We start from the raw sequence: 19,547 nt of genomic DNA, 5'->3' as shown, positions 1-19,547 counted from the left end.
ATGATCCTGCCGGTTTCGGCGGCTTCCCGGTGGTCCTGCTTGCGCTCGGTGTCCTGCGTGAAGATGGCCTCCCAATAGGGGGCAAGGAAAACGCGCTTGTTGTAGGGATAGAGCCGCGCCGCCGCCTCGGCATGGCCGGGCACCGGCAGGCCGCAAAGCGTGAGATAGCCGATCACATCGGGTATCCCGCGATCCATCAGGACAGGCCCCGGAAGCCGCGAGGCCTCGTGATAGGAGCGCAATTCCCATCCCAGCATGAGTTCGGCGAAGAGCCCCCGGTCCGCCCAGGGCAGGGCCGGTCCGCCGATCCGCACCTGATCCTGAATGATGGCCCTGCCGGCCTCGGGCATGGCGCGGAACCCGCGTTGGGTCAGGGCGTCAATCAGGCTGCTCTTGCCCGAGCCGGGCCCCCCGGTCACGACGAACATATGGTCGCACATGTGCCATCCTTGCGCAGTAAGCGAAATGTCTTGATCGACGGGCGGGCCGAGGTCAGGCCCCGCTCAACCCCGCGCGTCCTCGAGGATCATCTGCGCGGCCTTTTCGGCGATCATCATGGTCGGGGCGTTGGTGTTGCCGCTGGTGATGCGGGGCATGACCGAGGCGTCGGCGATCCGCAGCCGTCCCACAGCCCGCATCCGCAGCCGGGGATCGACGACCGAAGCCTCGTCCGCGCCCATGCGGCATGTCCCGACCGGATGAAAGATCGTGGTGCCGATGGCGCCGGCGGCCTTGACCAGATCCTCCTCGGTCTGGAAGGCGATGCCGGGCAGATGCTCCTCGGGGTCGAAGCGGTTGAAGGCCGGTTGCGCGACGATGCGGCGGGTCAGCCGGATGGCGCGGGCCGCAACCTCGCGGTCGCCGGGGGTCGAGAGGTAGTTCGGGCTGATCGCGGGATGGGCGCGGAAATCCGGGCCGGTCACATGGACCGAGCCGCGGCTTTCCGGGCGCAGGTTGCAGACGCTGGCGGTCATCGCCGGGAAGCTGTGGACGGGATCGCCGAACTTGTCGAGGCTGACCGGCTGGACGTGAAACTCCAGATCCGCGCTCGCCTTCTCCGGGCCGGATCTGGTGAAGATCCCGACCTGACTGGGCGCCATCGACATCGGGCCGGACCGCTTCAGCAGATATTCCAGCCCGATCGCGGCCTTGCCCATCAGGTGCGACGCCTTCTCGTTCAGGGTCGGCACGCCCCGGACCTTGTAGACAAGCCGCAATTGCAGGTGATCCTGCAGGTTCTCGCCCAAGGCCCCAACCTCGACCTGCGGGGTGATGCCCGCGGCCTTCAGCACCGCGCCCTGCCCGATGCCCGAATGTTCGAGGATCTGAACCGAGCCGATGGAGCCAGCGGCAAGCACGACCTCGGCCGCCGCGCGAACCTCGCGGCGCTGGCCCTGATGGTGAAAGATCACGCCCCGCGCCTCGCCCGCCTCGATCACCAGCCGCTCGACCTCGGCCCCGGTCAGGACGCGCAGGTTCGGGCGGCTCATGGCCGGGCGCAGGAAGGCCTTGGCCGCGCTCCACCGCCAGCCATTGCGCTGCGTCACGTCGAAATAGCTGCTGCCCTCATTGTCGCCCCGGTTGAAATCGGAGGTGCGGGGGATGCCCGCCTCCTCGGCTGCGGCCATGAAGGCGTCGAGGACCGCCCATCGCACCCGCGCCGTCTCGACCCGCAATTCGCCGCCTGCGCCGTGCATGTCGTCGCCGCCGCGATAGTGGTCCTCCTGCGCCTTGAAAAGCGGCAGGACATCGTCCCAGCCCCAGCCGGTGCAGCCCATTTGCCGCCACTGGTCGTAATCCGCCGCCTGCCCGCGCATGTAGATCATGCCGTTGATCGAGGAGCAGCCCCCGAGCACCCTGCCCCGCGGGTAAAGCAGGCTGCGGCCGTTCAGGCCCGCCTCAGGCTCGGTGCGGAAGCCCCAATCGGTGCGGGGATTGCCGATGCAATAGAGATAGCCGACCGGGATATGGATCCAGTGATAATTGTCGCGCCCCCCGGCCTCCAGCAGCAGGACGCGGTTTCGCGGATCGGCAGACAGCCGGTTCGCCAGCACGCAGCCCGCGCTGCCCGCGCCGATGATGATGTAGTCATAGCTTTCCATGATCACTCCAGCCCGGTTCGCGGGTCACGACCCCGAACGGAAACCCAGCCTGCGCCCGATTTTCGAGGCGAAGAATTCACCCACCAGCCCGCGCCGGAACAACAGCACGCAGGTCATGAAGACGAGGCCGGTGATGATCGTGACCGGAAAGTCCGAGGTCGCGAGGTAGTTTTGCAGCGTCACCACCAGCCCCGCGCCGACGATCGGCCCCGCCAGCGTACCGATCCCGCCGAGGAGCGTCATCAGGATCACCTCGCCCGACATCTGCCATGTCACGTCGGTCAGGGTGGCGAACTGGAAGATCAGCGCCTTGAGGCCACCCGCGAGCCCCGCCAGCGCCGCCGACATGACGAACGCCCCCAGCTTGTAGCGCGCCACCGAATAGCCGAGCGAGATCGCGCGCTGCTCGTTCTCGCGGATCGATTTCAGGATCATCCCGAAGGGAGAGTTGACGAAGCGCCAGATGATCAGAAGCCCGATGACAAAGACCGCGAGGACGAAATAATACATGTTCATCGGCTCATGCAGGTCGATCAGGCCGAACAGATGGCCGCGCGGCACCGACTGGATGCCATCCTCGCCATGGGTGAAGCTGGCCTGAATGCAGAAGAAGAAGAACATCTGCGACAAGGCCAGCGTGATCATGGCAAAATAGATGCCCTGCCTGCGGATGGCGATGGCCCCCATCACCAACCCCAGCAGGGCGGCACCGGCGACGCCCAGGAGGATGCCGGCCTCGGGCGGCCAGCCCCACACCTTCACGGCATGGGCGGTGAAATAGGCGGCACCGCCGAAGAACGTGGCATGGCCGAAGCTCAGAAGTCCGGTATAGCCCAGCAGCAGGTTGAAGGCCGATGCGAAAAGCGCGAAGGCCAGCAGCTTCATCACGAAGATCGGATAGAGGAATTGCGGCGCAAACAGGGCTGCGACCAGCGCGAGGGCCACGAGGCCAAGCTGGATCTGCCCGGCCTTCGGATGGACCGCGATGGCCTCGGACGGGATGGGTTCGGATTTCCCGACCATGTCAGGCCTCCTTTCCGAAAAGGCCCGCGGGCCGCAGGATCAGGACGATCGCCATGATGACGAAGATGACGATGTTCGAGGCCTCGGGATAGAAAACCTTGGTCAACCCCTCGACCACGCCCAGAAGATAGCCGGTGACGATCGCGCCAAGGATCGAGCCCATGCCGCCGACCACCACCACCGCGAAGACGATGATGATCAGGTTCGACCCCATCAGCGGGCTGACCTGATAGATCGGCGCGGCGAGGACGCCGGCAAAGGCGGCAAGCCCCGCCCCCAGCGCATAGGTCAGCGTCAGCAGCAGGGGCACGTTGACGCCAAAGGCCTGCACCAGCACCGGGTTTTCCGTCGCCGCGCGCAGATAGGCCCCCAGTTTGGTCTTTTCGATCAAGAGCCAGACCGCGATGCAGACCGCGAGCGAGGCGATGACCACCCAGCCGCGATAGATCGGCAGGAACATGAAGCCCAGATTGACCGCCCCCGACAGCTGCGCGGGCGGGGCATAGGGCTTGCCCGAGGCGCCGTAGAAATAGCGGAACGTCCCCTCGATCGCGAGCGCGAGGCCGAAGGTGAACAGCAGCCCGTAAAGCGGGTCGAGATTGTAGAGCCGCGACAGCATCGTGCGTTCGACCAGTGCGGCCAGAAGCCCCACGATCAGCGGCGCAAGGATCAGCGCCAGCCAGTAATTGACGCCCGCCACCGTCAGCAGCAGCAGCGCCGTGAACGCGCCCAGCATGTATTGCGCGCCATGCGCGAAGTTGATGACCCGCAAGAGGCCGAAGATCACCGCGAGGCCCAGCGAGAGCAGCGCATAGAACGAGCCGTTGATCAGGCCGACCAGAAGCTGGCCCATCAGGGCTTGCAGGGGGATGCCGAAAATCATCATCATGTCATACCCCCAGTTCGCGATGCAGCAGGTCCATCCGCTGCGGCAGGTCCCGGACAGGGAATTCGGCAGTCATGCGTCCGTGGTCCATCAGATAGAAGCGGTCGGCGACCTTGGCGGCGAAGCGGAAGTTCTGCTCGACCAGCACGACGGTCATGCCGCGTTGTTTCAGTTTCACCAGCACCTCGCCGATGGCCTGGATGATGACCGGGGCCAGCCCCTCGGTCGGTTCGTCCAGAAGGAGGCAGCGCGCGCCGGTGCGCAGGATGCGGGCCAGCGCCAGCATCTGCTGCTCGCCCCCCGAAAGCTTGGTGCCGGGGCTGGTCCGGCGTTCCCTGAGATTGGGGAAAAGCTCGTAGATCTCCTCGACCGACATGCCGCCCTCGGCGACCTTGGGCGGCAGCATCAGGTTTTCCTCGACCGAAAGGCTGGCGAAGATCCCGCGCTCCTCTGGAATGAAGCCGAGGCCGGCGCGCGCGGTCTTGTGCAGCGGCACGGTCATCATGTCCTGCCCGGCGAATTCTATCCCGCCGCTGCGCTTCCTGAGGATGCCCATGATCGTGCGCAGGGTGGTGGTCTTGCCCATGCCGTTGCGGCCGAGAATGCAGATCATCTCGCCTTCGTTCACATGCAGGTCCACGCCATGCAGGACGTGGCTTTCGCCATACCAGGCCTGAAGGGCGGAGACTTTCAGAAGCGGCGCGTTCATGCCTCGGACCCCATATAGGCGGTGCGCACGCGCGGGTCAGAGGAGACGGTGGCGTAATCCCCCTCGGCGATGATCTCGCCCCGCTGCAGCACGGTCACATGGTCGCAGATATCGGCGACGACATTCAGGTTATGCTCGACCATCAGGACGGCGCGTTCGGCGGCGACGTCGCGGATGATGCGCGCGACCGTCTGCACGTCCTCTTGCCCCATGCCCGCCATCGGCTCGTCGAGCAGCAGAACCTCGGGGTCGAGCGCCAGCGTCGTCGCGATCTCCAGCACGCGCTTTCGTCCATAGGACAGGTCGGCGGCCCGGTGGTCGCGGTATTGCGCCAGCCCCAGCCGGCCGATCAACTCCTCGGCGCGGGCGTTCAGCCGGTCCAGCGCCGAAAGCGGCAGCCAGAATTGCGTCGCGAGGCCATTGGGGCGCTGCAGGGCGACCTTGACGTTCTCAAGCACGGTCAGATGCGGAAAGACGGCCGAGATCTGGAAGCTGCGCACCAGCCCCATCCGTGCCACCTTGTCGGGAGGCGTGCGGGTGATGTCCTGACCGAGCAGCGTGATCTGGCCACGGGTCGGTTGCAGGAACTTGGTCAGCAGGTTGAAAACCGTGGTCTTGCCGGCGCCGTTCGGGCCGATCAGGGCGTGGATCCGGGCGTGATGCACGTCCAGATCGACATTGTTGACGGCGCTGAAGCCGCCGAAATCCTTGCCGAGGCCGCGGGCGGAAAGGACCACCCGCGACTCGGCCTGCATTGCAGCAGATTGGAGCGCCATCTTACTGGACCAGCGGACAGCCGCTTTTTGCCGGATCGACATAGGCTTCGTCGCCGGGAATGGTGGCCAGAACCTTGTAATAGTCCCAGCCCTCGGTCACTTCGTCGGGCTTCTTCACCTCCATCAGGTAGACATCCGAGATCATCCGCCCGTTGGCCGCGACCTTGCCGTTCGGGGCAAAGACGTCATTCACCGGCATTTCGTGCAGCTTGGCAGAGACCGCGTCGGCATCGTCCGAACCCGCGGCCTCGATCGCCTTCAGGTATTGCAGCACTGCCGAATAGGTTCCGGCATGGATCATATTTGGCATGACGCCGGTACGCTCCTTGAAGCGCTTGCCGAATTCGGCCGTTTCCGGCGTGCGGTTCCAGTAGAAGCTTTCGGTCAGGTTCAGGCCCTGCGCGGCCTCAAGCCCCAGCCCGTGAACCTCGGCCAGAGTGAACAGCAGCGCGGCAAGCTTCTGCCCGCCTTGCGTGATCCCGAATTCCGCCGCCTGCTTGATCGAGTTCTGGGTGTCGAGACCGGCATTCGCCAGACCGATGACCTTCGCGCCCGAGCTTTGGGCCTGCAGCAGAAAGGACGAGAAATCCGTCGTCGACAGCGGATGGCGCACCGCGCCCACCACGGTCCCGCCCTGCGACTTGACGAACTCGGAGGTATTTTCCTCCAGCGAATAGCCGAAGGCATAGTCGGCGGTCAGGAAGAACCAGGTATCCCCGCCTTCCTTGACCAGCGCGCCACCGGTGCCCACCGCCAGCGCGTGGGTGTCATAGGCCCAGTGGAAACCATAGGGCGAGCATTGCGCACCGGTCAGTTCGGTCGTCGCCGCCCCGGTGGTCATGGTGATCTTCTTCTTGTCCTTGGAAAGCGCCTGCACCGCCAGCGCGACCGAGGAGGTGGTAAGCTCCATCACGCTGTCCACCTGTTCGGTGTCATACCATTGCCGCGCGATGTTCGAGGCGATGTCGGGCTTGTTCTGGTGGTCGGCGGTCACGACCTCGATCGGCGCGTCCAGCACCTTGCCCCCGAAATCCTCGACCGCCATCTTCGCGGCCTCAAAGGAATACTTGCCGCCGAAATCGGCATAGACGCCCGACTGGTCGTTCAGAATGCCGATCTTGACCTTTCCGTCCGAAATCTCGGCCAGAGCAGGCGTGGCGGCAAGACCCACCGTGGCGGCGGTCAGCAGAATGTTACGCATGTTTCCTCCCAAGGTCGCCCCTTGCTCCGGCAGGGCATGCCCGCCGGCCGGGACATTTGTTGACAAGAGGCCCTCTCCCCAGAGCTCCCCTCGGGAAACGATGACGGGAAACCCGTTTTGACACAAGCGTTCAGAGAAGTTAAAATTCTTACAGTTCCTGTCCAATTATGAACACATGTCCGATCTCAGCTGGGATGACCTGCAATTCTTTCTGGCGGTGATGCGCGAAAGGCAGCTTTCGCGGGCGGCGCGTGTGCTTGGCACGTCGCATGTCACCGTCTCGCGCCGCATCGACCGGCTGGAGCAGGCGTTGAACGCGCGCCTTTTCGAGCGTAATCCGCGCGGCTATGAACCCACCCCGGCAAGCCATCGCCTGCTGGAGACGGCCGAGCGGATGGAGGAAGCGGCGCGGCAACTGCCGCTCAGTCAGGGCGCGGCGCCGGGTCATGCCCGCTCGCTGCGGCTGGCGATGCCCGAGGGCTTCGCCAGCCTCTTCTCGACCCACCTGCTGCCCGAGTTCATCGCCCGCTTCCCGCTGCTCTCGCCCGAGATCATCACCATGCCGCAGGTGCTGTCGCTCTCGCGTCGCGAGGCGGATATCTGGATCACGCTGGACCCGGTGACGCATGGCCCCTATCGCTCGCAACGGCTGGCCGATTACACGCTGCATCTTTACGCGACGCCCGCCTATCTTGAGGGATCGGCGCCCATCCACGCGCCCGAGGATCTGCTTCAGCACCGCATCATCGGCTATATCGAGGAGATGATCTTCGCCCCCGGCCTCGACTATCTGGGCGAGGTGCTGCCCTCGCTGCGGGCCAGCGTGAAAAGCACCAGCGTCTTCAGCCAGCTTGCCGCGCTGCGCAACGGGCTGGGCGTGGGGGTGCTGCCGCATTTCCTCGCCGCCAAGTATCCGGGCCTGCAGATCGTCCTGCCCGAACAGGTCCGACTGACCCGGACCTATTGGCTGACCTGCCACCGCGACGTGCGCATCATGCGATGGGCGGGCGCGGTCATCGACTTTCTGGGCGAGAAGCTGGGCGCGCGCGGCCAGGAACTGATCCGCCCGGTAGGCTAGAATTTTCCAGCCCCGCCGGATGCGGGCCGGCCTCAGAATCTCGGAACCCATCTGGCGGCTGCCCGCGGAATCCTCTGCGCGGAGGATAGTCGCCATCGGGCGATGTGCCGCGCTTTGCCCGCAGAGCAGCATGCTCTGCCTGAAAAGGCGGCTCCGCCAATGATTTTGACCATTGAGATGCCGAATCGGCTTTACTGACATCTCAATTCTCGCAACTGTTATCTCATGCTCGATCCAGATACCGCCCTCAGCCCCGCTCCGGGCCCCGAAAGCAAGAACCGTTTCGCGCTGGCCCGGCTGCGCCGCGCCTTTGTTGCCTGCGAACTGCTTCCCGGCGGCATCGTGGCCGAGGCCGAGATCGCGGAACGTTTCGGCCTTGGCCGCGCAGCCGTGCGCACCGCGCTGGCCCGGCTCGAAGCCGAAGGTTTCGTCGGCGTCGCGCCCCGGGCGGGATGGGTGGTGGCGCCGATCACCGGCTCCTCGGTCGGCGATGTCGCCGCGACCTGGAGGATGTTCGCGCGTGGTCTTGCCGCGGCGACGGTGGCGCCCGAAACCGTGCGGGCGCTGGCGAATATCGCCTCGCAGGCCGATGCGCTGGCGGGTCGAACCGAGATCGAGGTGCTGGCCGCGACGCGCAAGCTGTGGCGCAGCTTCATGGCGGAGCTGGCCGCCAGTCAGGGCAGCCTCATCGCTGGCTGGATCGGCCGCTGCAACGACCTGACGCAGCGCCTGACGCATTGGTTCGAACGCAGCAACCCGCGCTGGATCGCCCCGCCGCTGGGCCCCGTGGCCGACAGACTCGCCGCCGGCGATATGGCCGGCGCAGGTGCAGAACTGGAACGGATCAGCCTGCATCTGCGCGACTGGCTGATCGGATGCCTGATCCGGGCGGAGGATCTGGTCCTGACCCCAACACCCGAGCGCACCGCCACCGCGGCGCTCAAGGGTGCAGGGCCGGTCAAGGCGCCCGACATGAACCATAAAAAGAGCCACGGACCGGAATGGCCGGGCCGCAACCAACAGGGAAAACCATGAAAAAACACAAATCTGCGCTTGCCGCACTACTGATCTCAGCCAGTCTCGCCTTTGGTGCCACCGGGGTCGAGGCCAAGGATCTGCTGACCGTCGATCTGGTGAACGAGCCGTCTTCGCTCGATCCTCACGTCCAGTGGAACCCCGACAGCTATTTCGCCTATCGCAATATCTTCGACAACCTCCTGACCCGCGACAACGCGGGCAAGATCATTCCGCAGATCGCGACAGCATGGACCTACCTGTCGGATACCGAGATCGAGTTCACCATCCGCGACGACGTGAAGTTCCATGACGGCACGCCCCTCACGGCCGAGGATGTGGTGTATTCCGTCAAGCGCATCACCGACCCGGCACGGCTATTTCCATGAACTCGTCACCGAAGTCACCGACGAACAGTTCACCGAGGCGCTGGAGCGCTCGGTCGAACTCTTCGTGGCGCAGACCGGCCGGCGTCCGCGCGGCTTCCGTTCGCCCGCATGGGAGATGACCGCCCATATGCTGGCCGACGTGAGGCGGCTCGGGCTCTATGACAGCTCGCTTTCGGGCCATGACCATCCCTATGATCTGGGTGGCGTGACCGAGATCCCGGTGCAATGGGCCATCGACGACGCGATCTACTGGAAGTTCCTTGGCGGTGGTGGTGACCTCGCCCCTCCGGCCGCGCCGGGGGCGGTGCTGGAGATCTGGCGCGAGGAATGGCTGGGCCTGCATGAACTGGGCGGCATGATGATGCTGACCGTGCATGACTATATCTCGTCGCGCGCCCATCGCCTGCGGGCGCTGGAGGGGCTGCTGCGGGTGGTGGCGGACAGTCCCGGCACCTGGATCGCGACCGCGGCCCAGCTTGCCGACTGGCATGAGGGCTCGGCCAATGCCGGGCGGTTTTCATATGACGCCGCCATCCCGCGCGGCATCCATGCGGGAAAGTGAGATGATGCAAGGCTGGACGATCACCAAACCCTCGGTCCAGGGCAAAGGCGGCGTGGTATCCGCCCAGAACCGCCATGCCGCCGAGGCGGGCGCGGCGGTTCTGGAACGGGGCGGCAATGCCGTGGATGCCGCCGTCGTCACCACTCTGGTCCTGTCGGTGGTGGAGCCGTGGCTGTCCGGCATCGGCGGCGGCGGCTTCATGCTTCGCGCCGATGGCCGGACCGGCGCGGTGGAAGGGCTGGATTTCGGGGTCGAAGCGCCCCATTCCCTCGACCCCGCCGACTATCCCATCGTGGGCGAGAACGACGGCGACTGGTTCAATTGGCCCGCCGTCAGGGACAATCGCAATATCGAGGGTGGGTATTCGATCTGCACCCCCGGCACCATCGCCGGACTTTCCGAGGCCTTGGAGCGCCACGGCACGCTCAGCTGGGCCGAGGCGCTGGCCCCGGCGATCGAATGGGCCGAGCGCGGGCTGGAGCTTGACTGGTTTGCCTGCTTCGCCATCGCCAACGAACAGGCGTCGCTTTGGCGCTGTCCCGTCACGGCGGCGCTGTTCCTGCCGGACGGGCGCGTGCTGCAAGTGGGCAGTCCCGGCAACCCGCGCTACGCCCCGATGCCCGCCAAGGCCCGCCTGCTGCGCCGTCTGGCCGAAGCCGGGGCGCGCGACTTCTATGAGGGAGAGGTAGCGGGCCAGATCCTCGCCGATCTGGAAGGCAGCGGTTGCCGTCTGTCTCCGGCGGATCTGGCCCAGTATCGCGCGACATGGGTGGAGAGCATCGGCCTTTCCCATGCCGGATGGGATATTCGCGCCATGCCGGGCCTTTCGGGCGGCCCGAGCTTTCTGGACGCGCTGTCCCGGTTCAAGGCGCTGCGCCCCAAGGCCGGGACCGCGCCCGACGCCCATGACGCCGCCGCATTTGCCCGCGCCATCCGCGAGGCCTATCGTCACCGGCTGGGCACGCTGGGACATGCGGGCGATCCCGATGCGGATTGCACGACCCATGTCAGCGTCGTCGATGCCTCGGGCACGATGGTTTCGCTGACCAATACGCTGCTGTCGCGCTTCGGCGCGCGGGTGATGGGCTAGACCTGCAGGTCGCACGGGGCGAGATTCTGGCGCTGGTCGGGGAAAGCGACTGCGGCAAGCCGATGACCGCGCTCTCCGTCCTCGGCCTGCAACCCGGCGCGGCCGAGGTCGGGGGCAGCATCGCGCTGGAGGGCACACCCTTTGCCAGGCTGTCGCGCCGGGCGGCACTGGCAAGGCGGCGCCAGACCATGTCGGTGATCTTTCAGGAGCCCATCGCCGCCCCGCCCGCGCCGGATGACGAGACCCGCGCCCTGATGCGCGACAGCCTGCGCCGGATCGCCGAAGGCGTCGCGCCGGCCCATGAGGTCGAGGTCGAAGGCGATATCCACGACATCTTCACCGTGCTGGAAAACCGCCCCGGCCCGGCCCGCGCGGTGGCCGATTGTGCGACCGCGCTTCTGTGCGCGGGACGGGTGAACGCCGATTGCCCGCCCTTCATGGCCAGCGAGGATTTCGCCGACATGCTGCGCCATGTGCCGGCCGCCTATTTCTGGCTGGGGATCGCTGATGGCCTGGCTGGTCGAGGCGTGCAGCACCGCGCCGCGCTGACAGCTTCGGCACGCGGCGGCTCGTCAGCAGATGTCGTTACATTCGCATGTCGACTGCCCGGCGCCGGATCATGGCGTTTCGCAAGGCGGCAATATCCGCGGCGGTCAGCCTTGCCCGGGCAATGGGCAGCACGATGGCATTCTCGACGATCAGATGGCGGCGCAGCCGATCCGCGAAATCGCGAAGGAGCACCGCCTCGTCCTCGCTGGCCGCCCGCCTGCCCTGCCGCATCCGGTCGAGCGCCAAGGCGAGGCGCGGGCAGAGATCGCTCAATACCTCATGCTCGGCGGACAGTCTTTCGAGTGTCGGGGCGATCTCATCCTCTTCCGTGCATCGGAGCAGGAGCAGATCGCGCAGCTCGCCATCCTCGTCCTGGATCAGCAGGCCAAGTTCCCGCCCGAGAAAATCGAGGACGCGCCCGATTTCCGCCGCTTCCGGCGCGGCTAAGCGCGAGAGCCGCTCGATTGTCTCGCAGACCGTCCGCATATGCATGTGATCCTCGCGAATGAATTCGAGAGGATCCGCCAGCAATTTCAGGTCGGTGGGCCAACTCGTAGCGTCGCCGCGACCGACGTTGGCGGGCTTTCCCCTCACAACCCCTCTCCATCTGCCGGGCTGCCCAGCTCGGCGCCAGAGATCCGGGCCGATGCGACGAGATGGGCGACGAACTCCCTCGCACCGCGCGCCCATGCGGCCTTCTCCATCGCCTCGGCGATCCGGGGCCGCACCGCATCGAAAGGCAGGACCGCCCCCTCCGCGATGGCGTCCATTCGGATCACATGCCAGCCATGCCGGGACAGCACCGGCTCGGCAGTGATCTCGCCCTCGCTCATCCCACGCAGGGCAGCTTCGAATTCGGGCACCGTATCGCCGGGGCCGATCTGGCCCAGCGACCCGCCCGAGGCCCTTGAGCCGCAGTCACTGTTCGACGAGGCCAGTTTGGCAAATCCCGCCGGATGTTCCGCCGCGCGGGCCGAAAGCTCGCAGGCGCGTTGGCGCGCCGCCTCGCGCTGGTCACTGGTGCGCGGATCGCAGGCGCAGAGGATATGAGACACCTCCCAGAGGGGCGGCGCCCTGAAGCGTTCGGGGTCGCGGGCCCATTCGGCCCGGATCTCCTCCTCGCCGGGCGGCGCGACCTCGACCGTCGCGTCGAGAAGGCCCCGGATCAGGGCCTCCTCCTCGGTTTCGAACCGTCCGGGGCCGACCTCGGCCGGCTCGGCCTGCATCCCGCGCCGCCGCGCCTCTTGCAAGAGAAGCGTGCGCATCGCGACCGCGTTCGCCGCCTTGCGCCAGGCGATGCCGGGCTTGCCCTGCGGGGCGGAATGGTTCTGCGCCTCGCTGGCCACCACGGCATGGGGCACCGCCTCGCCATTGACCACCAGATCGGGAAAGAGAGCGGCCGACATGGTTCCTACTCCGCCGGATGACGCGGGGCGGCGCGGCGGGTCCGCACGATCTGGTATCCCTTGCGGGCGAAGAGATACCGGAACGGCGCCGCGAAGCCCGAGATGATGTGCACAAGCCGGGTAAAGGGGAAGACAAGGAAGATCGTCAGGCCCAGAACGATGTGCAGCTTGTAGATCAGCGGCACATCGGCGAGATGCGCAGCATTGTTCGCGCGGAAGATGAAGACCCCCTGTGCCCAGTCCATGAACTTGATGACCTCGCCATGCTCGGCCGTGGCGATCGAATAGGGCACGCTGATCAGGCCGAGCGCGAGCTGGGCGATCAGCAAAAGCAGGATCGCGATATCCCAGAAGCTCGAGGTGTCGCGGATGCGCGGGTCGGTCAGGCGGCGATGCGCCAGCATCAGCCCGCCGATGATAGCCACGACCCCGGCGATGCCGCCCGCGATGGCAGCCAGCAACTGCTTGGCCTCGGCATGGATGCCGACCGCCTCATAGATCTGGTGCGGGACGAGAAGCCCGAAGAGATGGCCGAGGAAGATGAAGAGGACGCCGACATGGAAAAGGATGGACCCGATCATCAACTGCTTGCGCCGCAAGAGCTGGCTTGACGAGGATTTCCATGTGAACGGGTCGCGTTCATAGCGGGCCACCGACCCGATCACCAGAACGCTGAGCGCGATATAGGGATAGATCCCGAAAAAGAAGTTGTTCATGCTCAGCCTCCGTTACTCGACCGGCGCGCGGGGCGCGCGGAGTTGATCGGGACGTCCATCTGCGCAAGCAGGTCGCGCATCTGCGGGCATCCTCCGTTCGGGTCGGGGGCGAAGCGCACCTCGCTTTCCTCCCAGACCTCGTCGAGGGCTTTCAGGTCGTCCGCCGCGATGTCCGGCCGCTCAAGGATCTCGGCGACCGCCGCCTTGTCGGGCGCGGTCCCGGCAAGCTGGAAAAGCGCGGCAAACGCGGCGGCATAGGGGCTTTCGCGACGGACGAGCCGGGCGTTCAGGGCCTCGAAGATATGCGCGGCATCGGCCAGAACCTCCCACGCCTCGGCGAAGGGGCGCGTCGACAGAAATTCCAGCAACACCGGCAGATGATCGGGCAGTTCGGTGGTGGCGGGTTCAAAGCCCCCGTCGCGATAGGTCTCGAGAAGCGAGACCATCGCCCCGCCCCGATCCCGGCTTTCGCCATGGACATGTTCGAAGAGGTTCAGCGACAAGGCGCGCGAGCGGTCGAAAAGCATCACATAGCGCTCTTCAAGATCGAAGATATCGCCCGCCTGCAACTCCTCCAGCAGCGGGCGCAAGGCGCGGCGGGCGGCGGCGGTCAGCCGGGTCTCCGCGGCAAGGGCGCCCGCGATCTCGGGCATGGCCTGCTGAAGCTCCCGCGAGGGATAGCTTAGGATCAGCGACAGGGCTTTGAGCGTGCGGTTCTGCAGGACGGGTGCCATCAGCGCACCTCCTGCGGCATGCGCAGCGGTCGTTTGGAGCCGCCGAAGAGCGAGGCCTTGGACGTGCCGGTCGAGCAGCCGTTTCCATCGGTGAACCCGCATCCGCCGCGCAGCTCGTAGGCGTCCTCGACCTGCTCGCGATGCGTGGTCGGAATGACGAACCGATCCTCGTAATCGGCAAGCGCCATGATCTTGTACATGTCCTCGATCATGCGCCCCGAGATGCCGACGCGGGTGGCGATGCCCTCGTCGATCACTCCGTCGACAGTCTTGGCGCGCATATAGGCGCGCATGGCCAACATGCGCTCCAATGCCTGGGCGATCGGTTTCTCGTCACCCGCCGTCAGCATGTTGGCAAGATAGCGCAGCGGAATGCGCAGGTTACGGACATCGGGCATAGCCCCGTCCATGCCGATCGCGCCCGCCTCGGCCGCGTTCTGGATCGGCGAGAGCGGCGGGATATACCACACCATCGGCAGCGTCCGGTATTCGGGATGAAGCGGGAAGGCGACCTTCCATTCCATCGCCATCTTCCAGATCGGGCTGTCCTTGGCGGCCTGCAGCCAATCCTGCGGAATGCCCTGCCTCGCGGCCTCGGCGATCACGGCGGGATCATGGGGATCGAGGAACACGCCAAGCTGCGCGTCATAGAGGTCCATGACCTCGGCCGCGTTCGCCGCCTCCTCGATCTTGTCGGCGTCATAGAGGATCACGCCGAGATAGCGGATGCGGCCGACGCAGGTTTCCGAGCAGACCGTCGGGTTGCCGCTTTCGATCCGGGGATAGCACAGCGTGCATTTCTCGGACTTGCCGGTCGACCAGTTGTAATAGACCTTCTTGTAGGGGCAGCCCGAGACGCACATCCGCCAGCCCCGGCACTTCTCCTGGTCGATCAGGACGATACCGTCCTCCTCGCGCTTGTAGATCGCGCCCGAGGGGCAGGAGGCAGCGCAGGCCGGATTGAGACAATGCTCGCACAGCCGCGGGAGATACATCATGAAGGTGTTCTCGTATTCCCCGTAGATCTGCTTCTCGATGCCCTCGAAATTATAGTCCTGCGAGCGCTTCTCGAACTCGCCGCCGAGGATCTCGTCCCAGTTCGGGCCCTTCTCGATCTTCTGGATCCGCTCTCCGGTGATTTTCGAGCGCGGCCGCGCCGTCGGGAAGGCCTTGCCTTCCGGCGCCGATTTCAGGTGGTCATAGTCGAAATCGAACGGCTCGTAATAGTCGTCGATCTGGGGCAGGTCGGGATTGGCGAAGATATTCGCCAGGATCCGCCACTTGGCCCCCTGCTTGGGCTGGAGCTTGCCGGACTTCGTCCGGGTCCAGCCACCGTTCCAGCGCTTCTGGTTCTCCCAATCGGTCGGATAGCCGAGACCCGGCTTGGTCTCGACATTGTTGAACCACGCGTATTCGACGCCGTCGCGGCTGGTCCAGACGTTCTTGCAGGTCACGGAGCAGGTGTGACACCCGATACATTTGTCGAGGTTCAGCACCATGCCGATTTGCGCACGAATCTTCATTCCGCTGCCTCCTTCGGGGTTGCTTCATCGTCGAGCCAGTCGACCTTGTTCATCTTGCGCAAGATGACGAATTCATCGCGGTTCGAACCTACGGTTCCATAATAGTTGAAGCCGTAGGACTGCTGGGCATAGCCGCCGATCATATGCGTCGGCTTCAGCACCGTTCGCGTGACCGAGTTGTGGATCCCGCCCCGCAAACCGGTCTTTTCCGAGCCGGGCGTGTTCACGATCTTTTCCTGGGCGTGATACATGAAGGTGGTGCCGTCCTTGATCCGCTGCGACACCACCGCCCGCGCCGTCAACGCGCCATTGGCGTTGTAAAGCTCCACCCAGTCGTTATCGACGATGCCGGCCTTCTTCGCATCGTTCTCGGAGATCCAGATCACCGGCCCGCCGCGGTTCAGCGTCAGCATCAGCAGGTTGTCGGTATAGGTCGAGTGGATGCCCCATTTCTGGTGCGGCGTGATGAAGTTCAGCACGACATGCGGCTTGCCCTTGTCGGTGTGAATGGCATCGGTCACTGCCTTCAGGTCGACCGGCGGGCGATAGGACACGAAGCCCTCGCCAAAGGCGCGCATCCACAGGTGGTCCTGATAAAGCTGCTGGCGGCCGGTCAAGGTGCGCCACGGGATCAGCTCATGCACGTTGGTATAGCCGGCATTGTAGCTGACATGTTCGCTTTCGATACCCGACCAGGTCGGGGAGGAGATGATCTTGCGCGGTTGCGCGGCGATGTCGCGGAAGCGGATCTTGTTGTGATGCTCGCCCTCGGCCAGATGCGCGTGCTCGCGTCCGGTATATTTGCTCAGCGCCTCCCAGGCCTTGACTGCCACCTCTCCGTTCGTTTCCGGCGCCATCATCAGCACCGCCTCGGCGGCGTCGATCGCGGTGTCGATGATCGGCCGGCCCTTGGCCGGGCCGTCGAGCCGCTCGCCATTCAGCTCTTTCAGCGCCTGCACCTCGTCCTCGGTGTTCCACGAGATGCCCTTGCCGCCATTGCCCACCTTGTCCATCAGCGGGCCGAGCGCGGTGAAGCGGTCGTAGATCGCGGTATAGTCGCGCTCGACCGCGACAAAGTTCGGGGCGGTCTTGCCGGGGATCAGGTCGCATTCGCCCTTCTTCCAATCCCTGACCTGATCCTGCGCGATCTCGGAGGGCGTGTCGTGCAGGATCGGGACCGCCACGACATCGGTTTCCTGCCCGAGATAGCCGGCCGCGACCTCCTGGAATTTCTTCGCGAGCGACTTGAAGATCTCCCAATCCGATTTCGATTCGTAGGCCGGGTCCACCGCGGCCTGAAGCGGGTGGATGAACGGATGCATGTCCGAGGTGTTCATGTCATCCTTTTCGTACCAGCTCGCCGTCGGCAGGACGATGTCGGAATAGACGCAGGTGGTGGACATGCGGAAATCGATCGTCACCAGCAGGTCCAACTTGCCGCGCGGCGCTTCCTCGTGCCACTTCGCCTCTTTCGGAAGCTGGCGCCCCTCCTCGCCCATGTCCTTGCCGAGAACGCCGTTATCGGTGCCGAGCAGGTGTCTCAGGAAATATTCATGCCCCTTGCCGGATGACCCCAGAAGGTTCGACCGCCAGACGAAGAGGTTGCGCGGCCAGTTCTCCGGCGCATCGGGATCCTCGCAGGACATTTGCAGCGCGCCCGACTTGAGTTGCGCGGCGATATAGGGCGCGACCTCCTGCCCTGCGGCCTTGGCGGCCTTCGCCACCTCCAGCGGATTGGTCTTCAACTGGGGCGCCGAGGGAAGCCAGCCCATGCGCTCGGCCCGGATGTTGTAGTCGATCATCCCGGCATCCCAATCGCCCTCGGGCGCGGTGGGCGACAGGATCTCGGCCGCGGTCAACGTCTCATACCGCCACTGATCGGTATGGGCATACCAGGCCGAGGTCGCGTTCATCTGGCGCGGCGGCCGTTCCCAGTCCAGCGCGAAGGCGACCGGCAGCCAGCCGGTCTGCGGGCGCAGCTTCTCCTGCCCCACGTAATGGGCCCAGCCGCCCCCGGACTGACCCACGCAACCACACATCACCAGCATGTTGATGATGCCGCGATAGTTCATGTCCATGTGGTACCAATGGTTCATCCCCGCGCCGATGATGATCATGGACCGCCCGCGCGTCTTTTCGGCATTGTCGGCAAATTCGCGGGCAACATGGACGATCTTGGCGCGATCGACGCCGGTGATCTTCTCGGCCCAAGCCGGGCTGCCGGGCACGTCCTCGTCATAGGAACGCGTGACCCAATCGCCGCCCAACCCGCGATCAAGACCATAATTGGCGCAGAGAAGGTCGAAGACGGTGGCAACCGCGACCTGGCCATCGGCGGTGCCGATCCGCCTGACGGGCACGTTCCGGGTCAGGATGTTGGGCCGCTTGTCCCCGGTCGAGAAGGCCTCGGTCGCATCGGCGCCGAAATAGGGGAAATCGACGCCGACCACCTCGTCATGCGCGCCCTCCGTGACCAGCGAGAGCTTCAGCCTTGTGTCCGCGCCCGCCGCCCTCTCCTCGAGGTTCCATTCCCCCTGCTCACCCCAGCGATAGCCGATGGAACCATTGGGCGCGACCAGCCCGCCGGAGATCTCGTCCAGCGCAACCGTCTTCCAGTCGGGGTTGTTGTCCTCGCCCAGCTTGCCGTCGAGGTCGGCTGCCCGCAGGAAGCGGCCCGGAACGAAGCTGCCGTCTTTCTCCTCCAGCTTCACCAGCATCGGGAGGTCCGAATATTTCCGGCAATATTCCTCGAAATACTCCGCCTGCCGGTCCAGGTGGAACTCGCGCAGGATCACATGGCCGAAGGCCATCGCCAGCGCCGCGTCGGTCCCCTGCTTGGCATTCAGCCAGACATCGCCGAACTTCGCCGCCTCGGAATAATCCGGGCAGATGACCGCCGACTTGGCGCCCTTGTAGCGCACCTCGGTATAGAAATGCGCATCCGGCGTCCGGGTCTGCGGCACGTTCGAACCCCAGAGCAGCAGGTAATTGGAGTTGTACCAATCCGCCGATTCCGGCACGTCCGTCTGTTCGCCCCAGGTCATCGGCGAGGCCGGCGGCAGGTCGCAATACCAGTCGTAGAAGGACATGCAGGTTCCGCCCAGAAGGGACAGATAACGGGTGCCGGCCGCATAGGAGATCATCGACATTGCCGGGATGGGCGAGAAGCCGAAGATACGGTCCGGCCCATAGGTCTTCGCGGTATAGGCATTGGCGGCGGTGACGATCTCGGTCGCCTCTTCCCATGTGGTGCGCACGAAACCGCCCTTGCCGCGCGTCTCGACATAGCTCTGGCGCAGGATCAGATCGCTTTGGATCGCGGCCCATGCCTCGATCGGGCCCTTGGTCTCGCGCATCTTGCGCCAGACCTTCATCAGCTTGCCGCGGATCAGCGGGTTCTTCACCCGGTTCGCGGAATAGAGATACCAGCTGTAGGAGGCGCCACGGGAGCAGCCGCGCGGCTCATGGTTCGGCAGATCGGGCCGGGTCCGGGGATAATCGGTCTGCTGGGTCTCCCAGGTGACGATGCCGGATTTGACATAGATCTTCCAGCTGCAGGATCCCGTGCAGTTCACCCCATGGGTCGAGCGCACGATCTTGTCGTGGCGCCAGCGGTTCCGGTAGGTGTCCTCCCAATCGCGGTTCTCGCGGGTGAGCTGGCCATATCCGTTCGAGAACGTCTCCGTTTCCTTCGACTGGAAGAAATTCAATCTGTCGAGAAGCTGGCTCATCTGGCTGTCCTTTCTTGTGGCATAGCGCCGGGCGGCGTCCCGCACCGCCCGGATGAGG

The 19,547-nt window shown here is 65.2% G+C and carries 18 protein-coding genes and 1 pseudogene; 6 read left to right on the top strand and 13 right to left on the bottom strand.

The window, feature by feature from the left end; all coding sequences use genetic code 11:
• From VNQ78_RS18040 to VNQ78_RS18010, 7 genes are all read right to left on the bottom strand, one after another.
• Positions 1–440: AAA family ATPase (locus VNQ78_RS18040; RefSeq protein ID WP_325692380.1), on the bottom strand; the 440-nt coding region annotated here is incomplete at its 3' end.
• Between the two features lie 63 nt (positions 441–503).
• On the bottom strand, positions 504–2,102 hold the full coding sequence (locus tag VNQ78_RS18035; protein WP_325692378.1) for a GMC family oxidoreductase: 1,599 nt from the start codon (positions 2,100–2,102) through the stop codon (positions 504–506).
• 24 nt (positions 2,103–2,126) lie between these two features.
• Positions 2,127–3,125 (bottom strand): branched-chain amino acid ABC transporter permease, encoded by a 999-nt coding sequence (locus tag VNQ78_RS18030; protein WP_325692376.1) that lies wholly within the window; start codon positions 3,123–3,125, stop codon positions 2,127–2,129.
• A 1-nt stretch (position 3,126) separates the two neighbouring features.
• Complete coding sequence (locus VNQ78_RS18025) at positions 3,127–4,014, bottom strand: branched-chain amino acid ABC transporter permease (protein ID WP_325692373.1); 888 nt, start codon at positions 4,012–4,014, stop codon at positions 3,127–3,129.
• A 1-nt stretch (position 4,015) separates the two neighbouring features.
• The gene (locus tag VNQ78_RS18020; protein WP_325692371.1) at positions 4,016–4,720 is read right to left on the bottom strand and encodes an ABC transporter ATP-binding protein; all 705 of its coding nucleotides are present in this window, start codon (positions 4,718–4,720) and stop codon (positions 4,016–4,018) included.
• Positions 4,717–5,496 carry an ABC transporter ATP-binding protein gene (locus tag VNQ78_RS18015; RefSeq protein WP_325692369.1) on the bottom strand — a complete coding sequence of 260 codons (780 nt, stop codon included), beginning with the start codon at positions 5,494–5,496 and terminating at the stop codon, positions 4,717–4,719. The genes VNQ78_RS18020 and VNQ78_RS18015 overlap by 4 nt, the downstream gene beginning before the upstream one ends.
• Position 5,497: 1 nt before the next feature.
• Positions 5,498–6,697 (bottom strand): ABC transporter substrate-binding protein, encoded by a 1,200-nt coding sequence (locus VNQ78_RS18010; protein ID WP_325692367.1) that lies wholly within the window; start codon positions 6,695–6,697, stop codon positions 5,498–5,500.
• A 175-nt stretch (positions 6,698–6,872) separates the two neighbouring features.
• On the opposite strand from VNQ78_RS18010, the gene VNQ78_RS18005 reads away from it, so the two are divergent.
• From VNQ78_RS18005 to VNQ78_RS17980, 6 genes and pseudogenes are all read left to right on the top strand, one after another.
• The gene (locus tag VNQ78_RS18005) at positions 6,873–7,775 is read left to right on the top strand and encodes a LysR family transcriptional regulator (protein WP_325692365.1); all 903 of its coding nucleotides are present in this window, start codon (positions 6,873–6,875) and stop codon (positions 7,773–7,775) included.
• Positions 7,776–8,000: 225 nt separating this feature from the next.
• Positions 8,001–8,810: a GntR family transcriptional regulator gene (locus VNQ78_RS18000; RefSeq protein ID WP_325692363.1), complete on the top strand. Its 810-nt coding sequence runs from the start codon at positions 8,001–8,003 to the stop codon at positions 8,808–8,810.
• Positions 8,807–9,178: an ABC transporter substrate-binding protein gene (locus VNQ78_RS17995; RefSeq protein ID WP_325692361.1), complete on the top strand. Its 372-nt coding sequence runs from the start codon at positions 8,807–8,809 to the stop codon at positions 9,176–9,178. Before VNQ78_RS18000 ends, VNQ78_RS17995 begins: the two co-directional genes overlap by 4 nt.
• Positions 9,099–9,740, top strand: a complete 642-nt coding sequence (locus VNQ78_RS17990) for a polysaccharide deacetylase family protein (RefSeq protein WP_325692359.1) — start codon at positions 9,099–9,101, stop codon at positions 9,738–9,740. Before VNQ78_RS17995 ends, VNQ78_RS17990 begins: the two co-directional genes overlap by 80 nt.
• Before the next feature lies 1 nt (position 9,741).
• Entirely contained in the window at positions 9,742–10,830 is a 1,089-nt protein-coding gene (locus VNQ78_RS17985) for a gamma-glutamyltransferase (protein WP_325692357.1), read from the top strand.
• Positions 10,734–10,988 (top strand): annotated as a pseudogene (locus VNQ78_RS17980) (hypothetical protein); the annotation flags it as partial. The gene VNQ78_RS17985 and the pseudogene VNQ78_RS17980, both read left to right, overlap by 97 nt.
• A gap of 427 nt (positions 10,989–11,415) precedes the next feature.
• On the opposite strand, the gene VNQ78_RS17975 reads toward VNQ78_RS17980, so the two are convergent.
• Genes VNQ78_RS17975 through VNQ78_RS17950 form a run of 6 tightly spaced genes read right to left on the bottom strand, consistent with a single transcriptional unit; the run spans position 11,416 to position 19,489 of the window.
• Positions 11,416–11,973, bottom strand: coding sequence for a hemerythrin domain-containing protein (locus VNQ78_RS17975; protein ID WP_325692355.1), 558 nt, complete (start codon positions 11,971–11,973; stop codon positions 11,416–11,418).
• Positions 11,970–12,785: a peptidylprolyl isomerase gene (locus VNQ78_RS17970; protein ID WP_325692353.1), complete on the bottom strand. Its 816-nt coding sequence runs from the start codon at positions 12,783–12,785 to the stop codon at positions 11,970–11,972. Before VNQ78_RS17970 ends, VNQ78_RS17975 begins: the two co-directional genes overlap by 4 nt.
• Before the next feature lie 5 nt (positions 12,786–12,790).
• Positions 12,791–13,501 carry a respiratory nitrate reductase subunit gamma gene (narI, locus tag VNQ78_RS17965; RefSeq protein WP_325692351.1) on the bottom strand — a complete coding sequence of 237 codons (711 nt, stop codon included), beginning with the start codon at positions 13,499–13,501 and terminating at the stop codon, positions 12,791–12,793.
• A gap of 2 nt (positions 13,502–13,503) precedes the next feature.
• Positions 13,504–14,235, bottom strand: coding sequence for a nitrate reductase molybdenum cofactor assembly chaperone (narJ, locus tag VNQ78_RS17960; RefSeq protein WP_325692349.1), 732 nt, complete (start codon positions 14,233–14,235; stop codon positions 13,504–13,506).
• Positions 14,235–15,758 (bottom strand): nitrate reductase subunit beta, encoded by a 1,524-nt coding sequence (gene narH / locus VNQ78_RS17955; RefSeq protein ID WP_325692347.1) that lies wholly within the window; start codon positions 15,756–15,758, stop codon positions 14,235–14,237. Before narH ends, narJ begins: the two co-directional genes overlap by 1 nt.
• Positions 15,755–19,489, bottom strand: a complete 3,735-nt coding sequence (locus tag VNQ78_RS17950) for a nitrate reductase subunit alpha (protein WP_325692345.1) — start codon at positions 19,487–19,489, stop codon at positions 15,755–15,757. The genes narH and VNQ78_RS17950 overlap by 4 nt, the downstream gene beginning before the upstream one ends.
• Positions 19,490–19,547: the final 58 nt, after the last annotated feature.

Source organism: Paracoccus sp. (in: a-proteobacteria) (assembly GCF_035556475.1).
Lineage (GTDB): Bacteria > Pseudomonadota > Alphaproteobacteria > Rhodobacterales > Rhodobacteraceae > Paracoccus.
Note: the sequence above shows the minus strand (reverse complement) of the source record. Positions and strands in the feature narration are given on the sequence as shown.

What these genes read in the sequence shown, in the direction of transcription:
- VNQ78_RS18035 (WP_325692378.1), bottom strand. Translation starts at nt 2,102, where the DNA reads ATGGAAAGCTATGACTACATCATCATCGGCGCGGGCAGCGCGGGCTGC.
- VNQ78_RS18030 (WP_325692376.1), bottom strand. Translation starts at nt 3,125, where the DNA reads ATGGTCGGGAAATCCGAACCCATCCCGTCCGAGGCCATCGCGGTCCAT.
- VNQ78_RS18025 (WP_325692373.1), bottom strand. Translation starts at nt 4,014, where the DNA reads ATGATGATGATTTTCGGCATCCCCCTGCAAGCCCTGATGGGCCAGCTT.
- VNQ78_RS18020 (WP_325692371.1), bottom strand. Translation starts at nt 4,720, where the DNA reads ATGAACGCGCCGCTTCTGAAAGTCTCCGCCCTTCAGGCCTGGTATGGC.
- VNQ78_RS18015 (WP_325692369.1), bottom strand. Translation starts at nt 5,496, where the DNA reads ATGGCGCTCCAATCTGCTGCAATGCAGGCCGAGTCGCGGGTGGTCCTT.
- VNQ78_RS18010 (WP_325692367.1), bottom strand. Translation starts at nt 6,697, where the DNA reads ATGCGTAACATTCTGCTGACCGCCGCCACGGTGGGTCTTGCCGCCACG.
- VNQ78_RS18005 (WP_325692365.1), top strand. Translation starts at nt 6,873, where the DNA reads ATGTCCGATCTCAGCTGGGATGACCTGCAATTCTTTCTGGCGGTGATG.
- VNQ78_RS18000 (WP_325692363.1), top strand. Translation starts at nt 8,001, where the DNA reads ATGCTCGATCCAGATACCGCCCTCAGCCCCGCTCCGGGCCCCGAAAGC.
- VNQ78_RS17995 (WP_325692361.1), top strand. Translation starts at nt 8,807, where the DNA reads ATGAAAAAACACAAATCTGCGCTTGCCGCACTACTGATCTCAGCCAGT.
- VNQ78_RS17990 (WP_325692359.1), top strand. Translation starts at nt 9,099, where the DNA reads ATGACGGCACGCCCCTCACGGCCGAGGATGTGGTGTATTCCGTCAAGC.
- VNQ78_RS17985 (WP_325692357.1), top strand. Translation starts at nt 9,742, where the DNA reads ATGATGCAAGGCTGGACGATCACCAAACCCTCGGTCCAGGGCAAAGGC.
- VNQ78_RS17970 (WP_325692353.1), bottom strand. Translation starts at nt 12,785, where the DNA reads ATGTCGGCCGCTCTCTTTCCCGATCTGGTGGTCAATGGCGAGGCGGTG.
- narI (WP_325692351.1), bottom strand. Translation starts at nt 13,501, where the DNA reads ATGAACAACTTCTTTTTCGGGATCTATCCCTATATCGCGCTCAGCGTT.
- narJ (WP_325692349.1), bottom strand. Translation starts at nt 14,235, where the DNA reads ATGGCACCCGTCCTGCAGAACCGCACGCTCAAAGCCCTGTCGCTGATC.
- narH (WP_325692347.1), bottom strand. Translation starts at nt 15,758, where the DNA reads ATGAAGATTCGTGCGCAAATCGGCATGGTGCTGAACCTCGACAAATGT.
- VNQ78_RS17950 (WP_325692345.1), bottom strand. Translation starts at nt 19,489, where the DNA reads ATGAGCCAGCTTCTCGACAGATTGAATTTCTTCCAGTCGAAGGAAACG.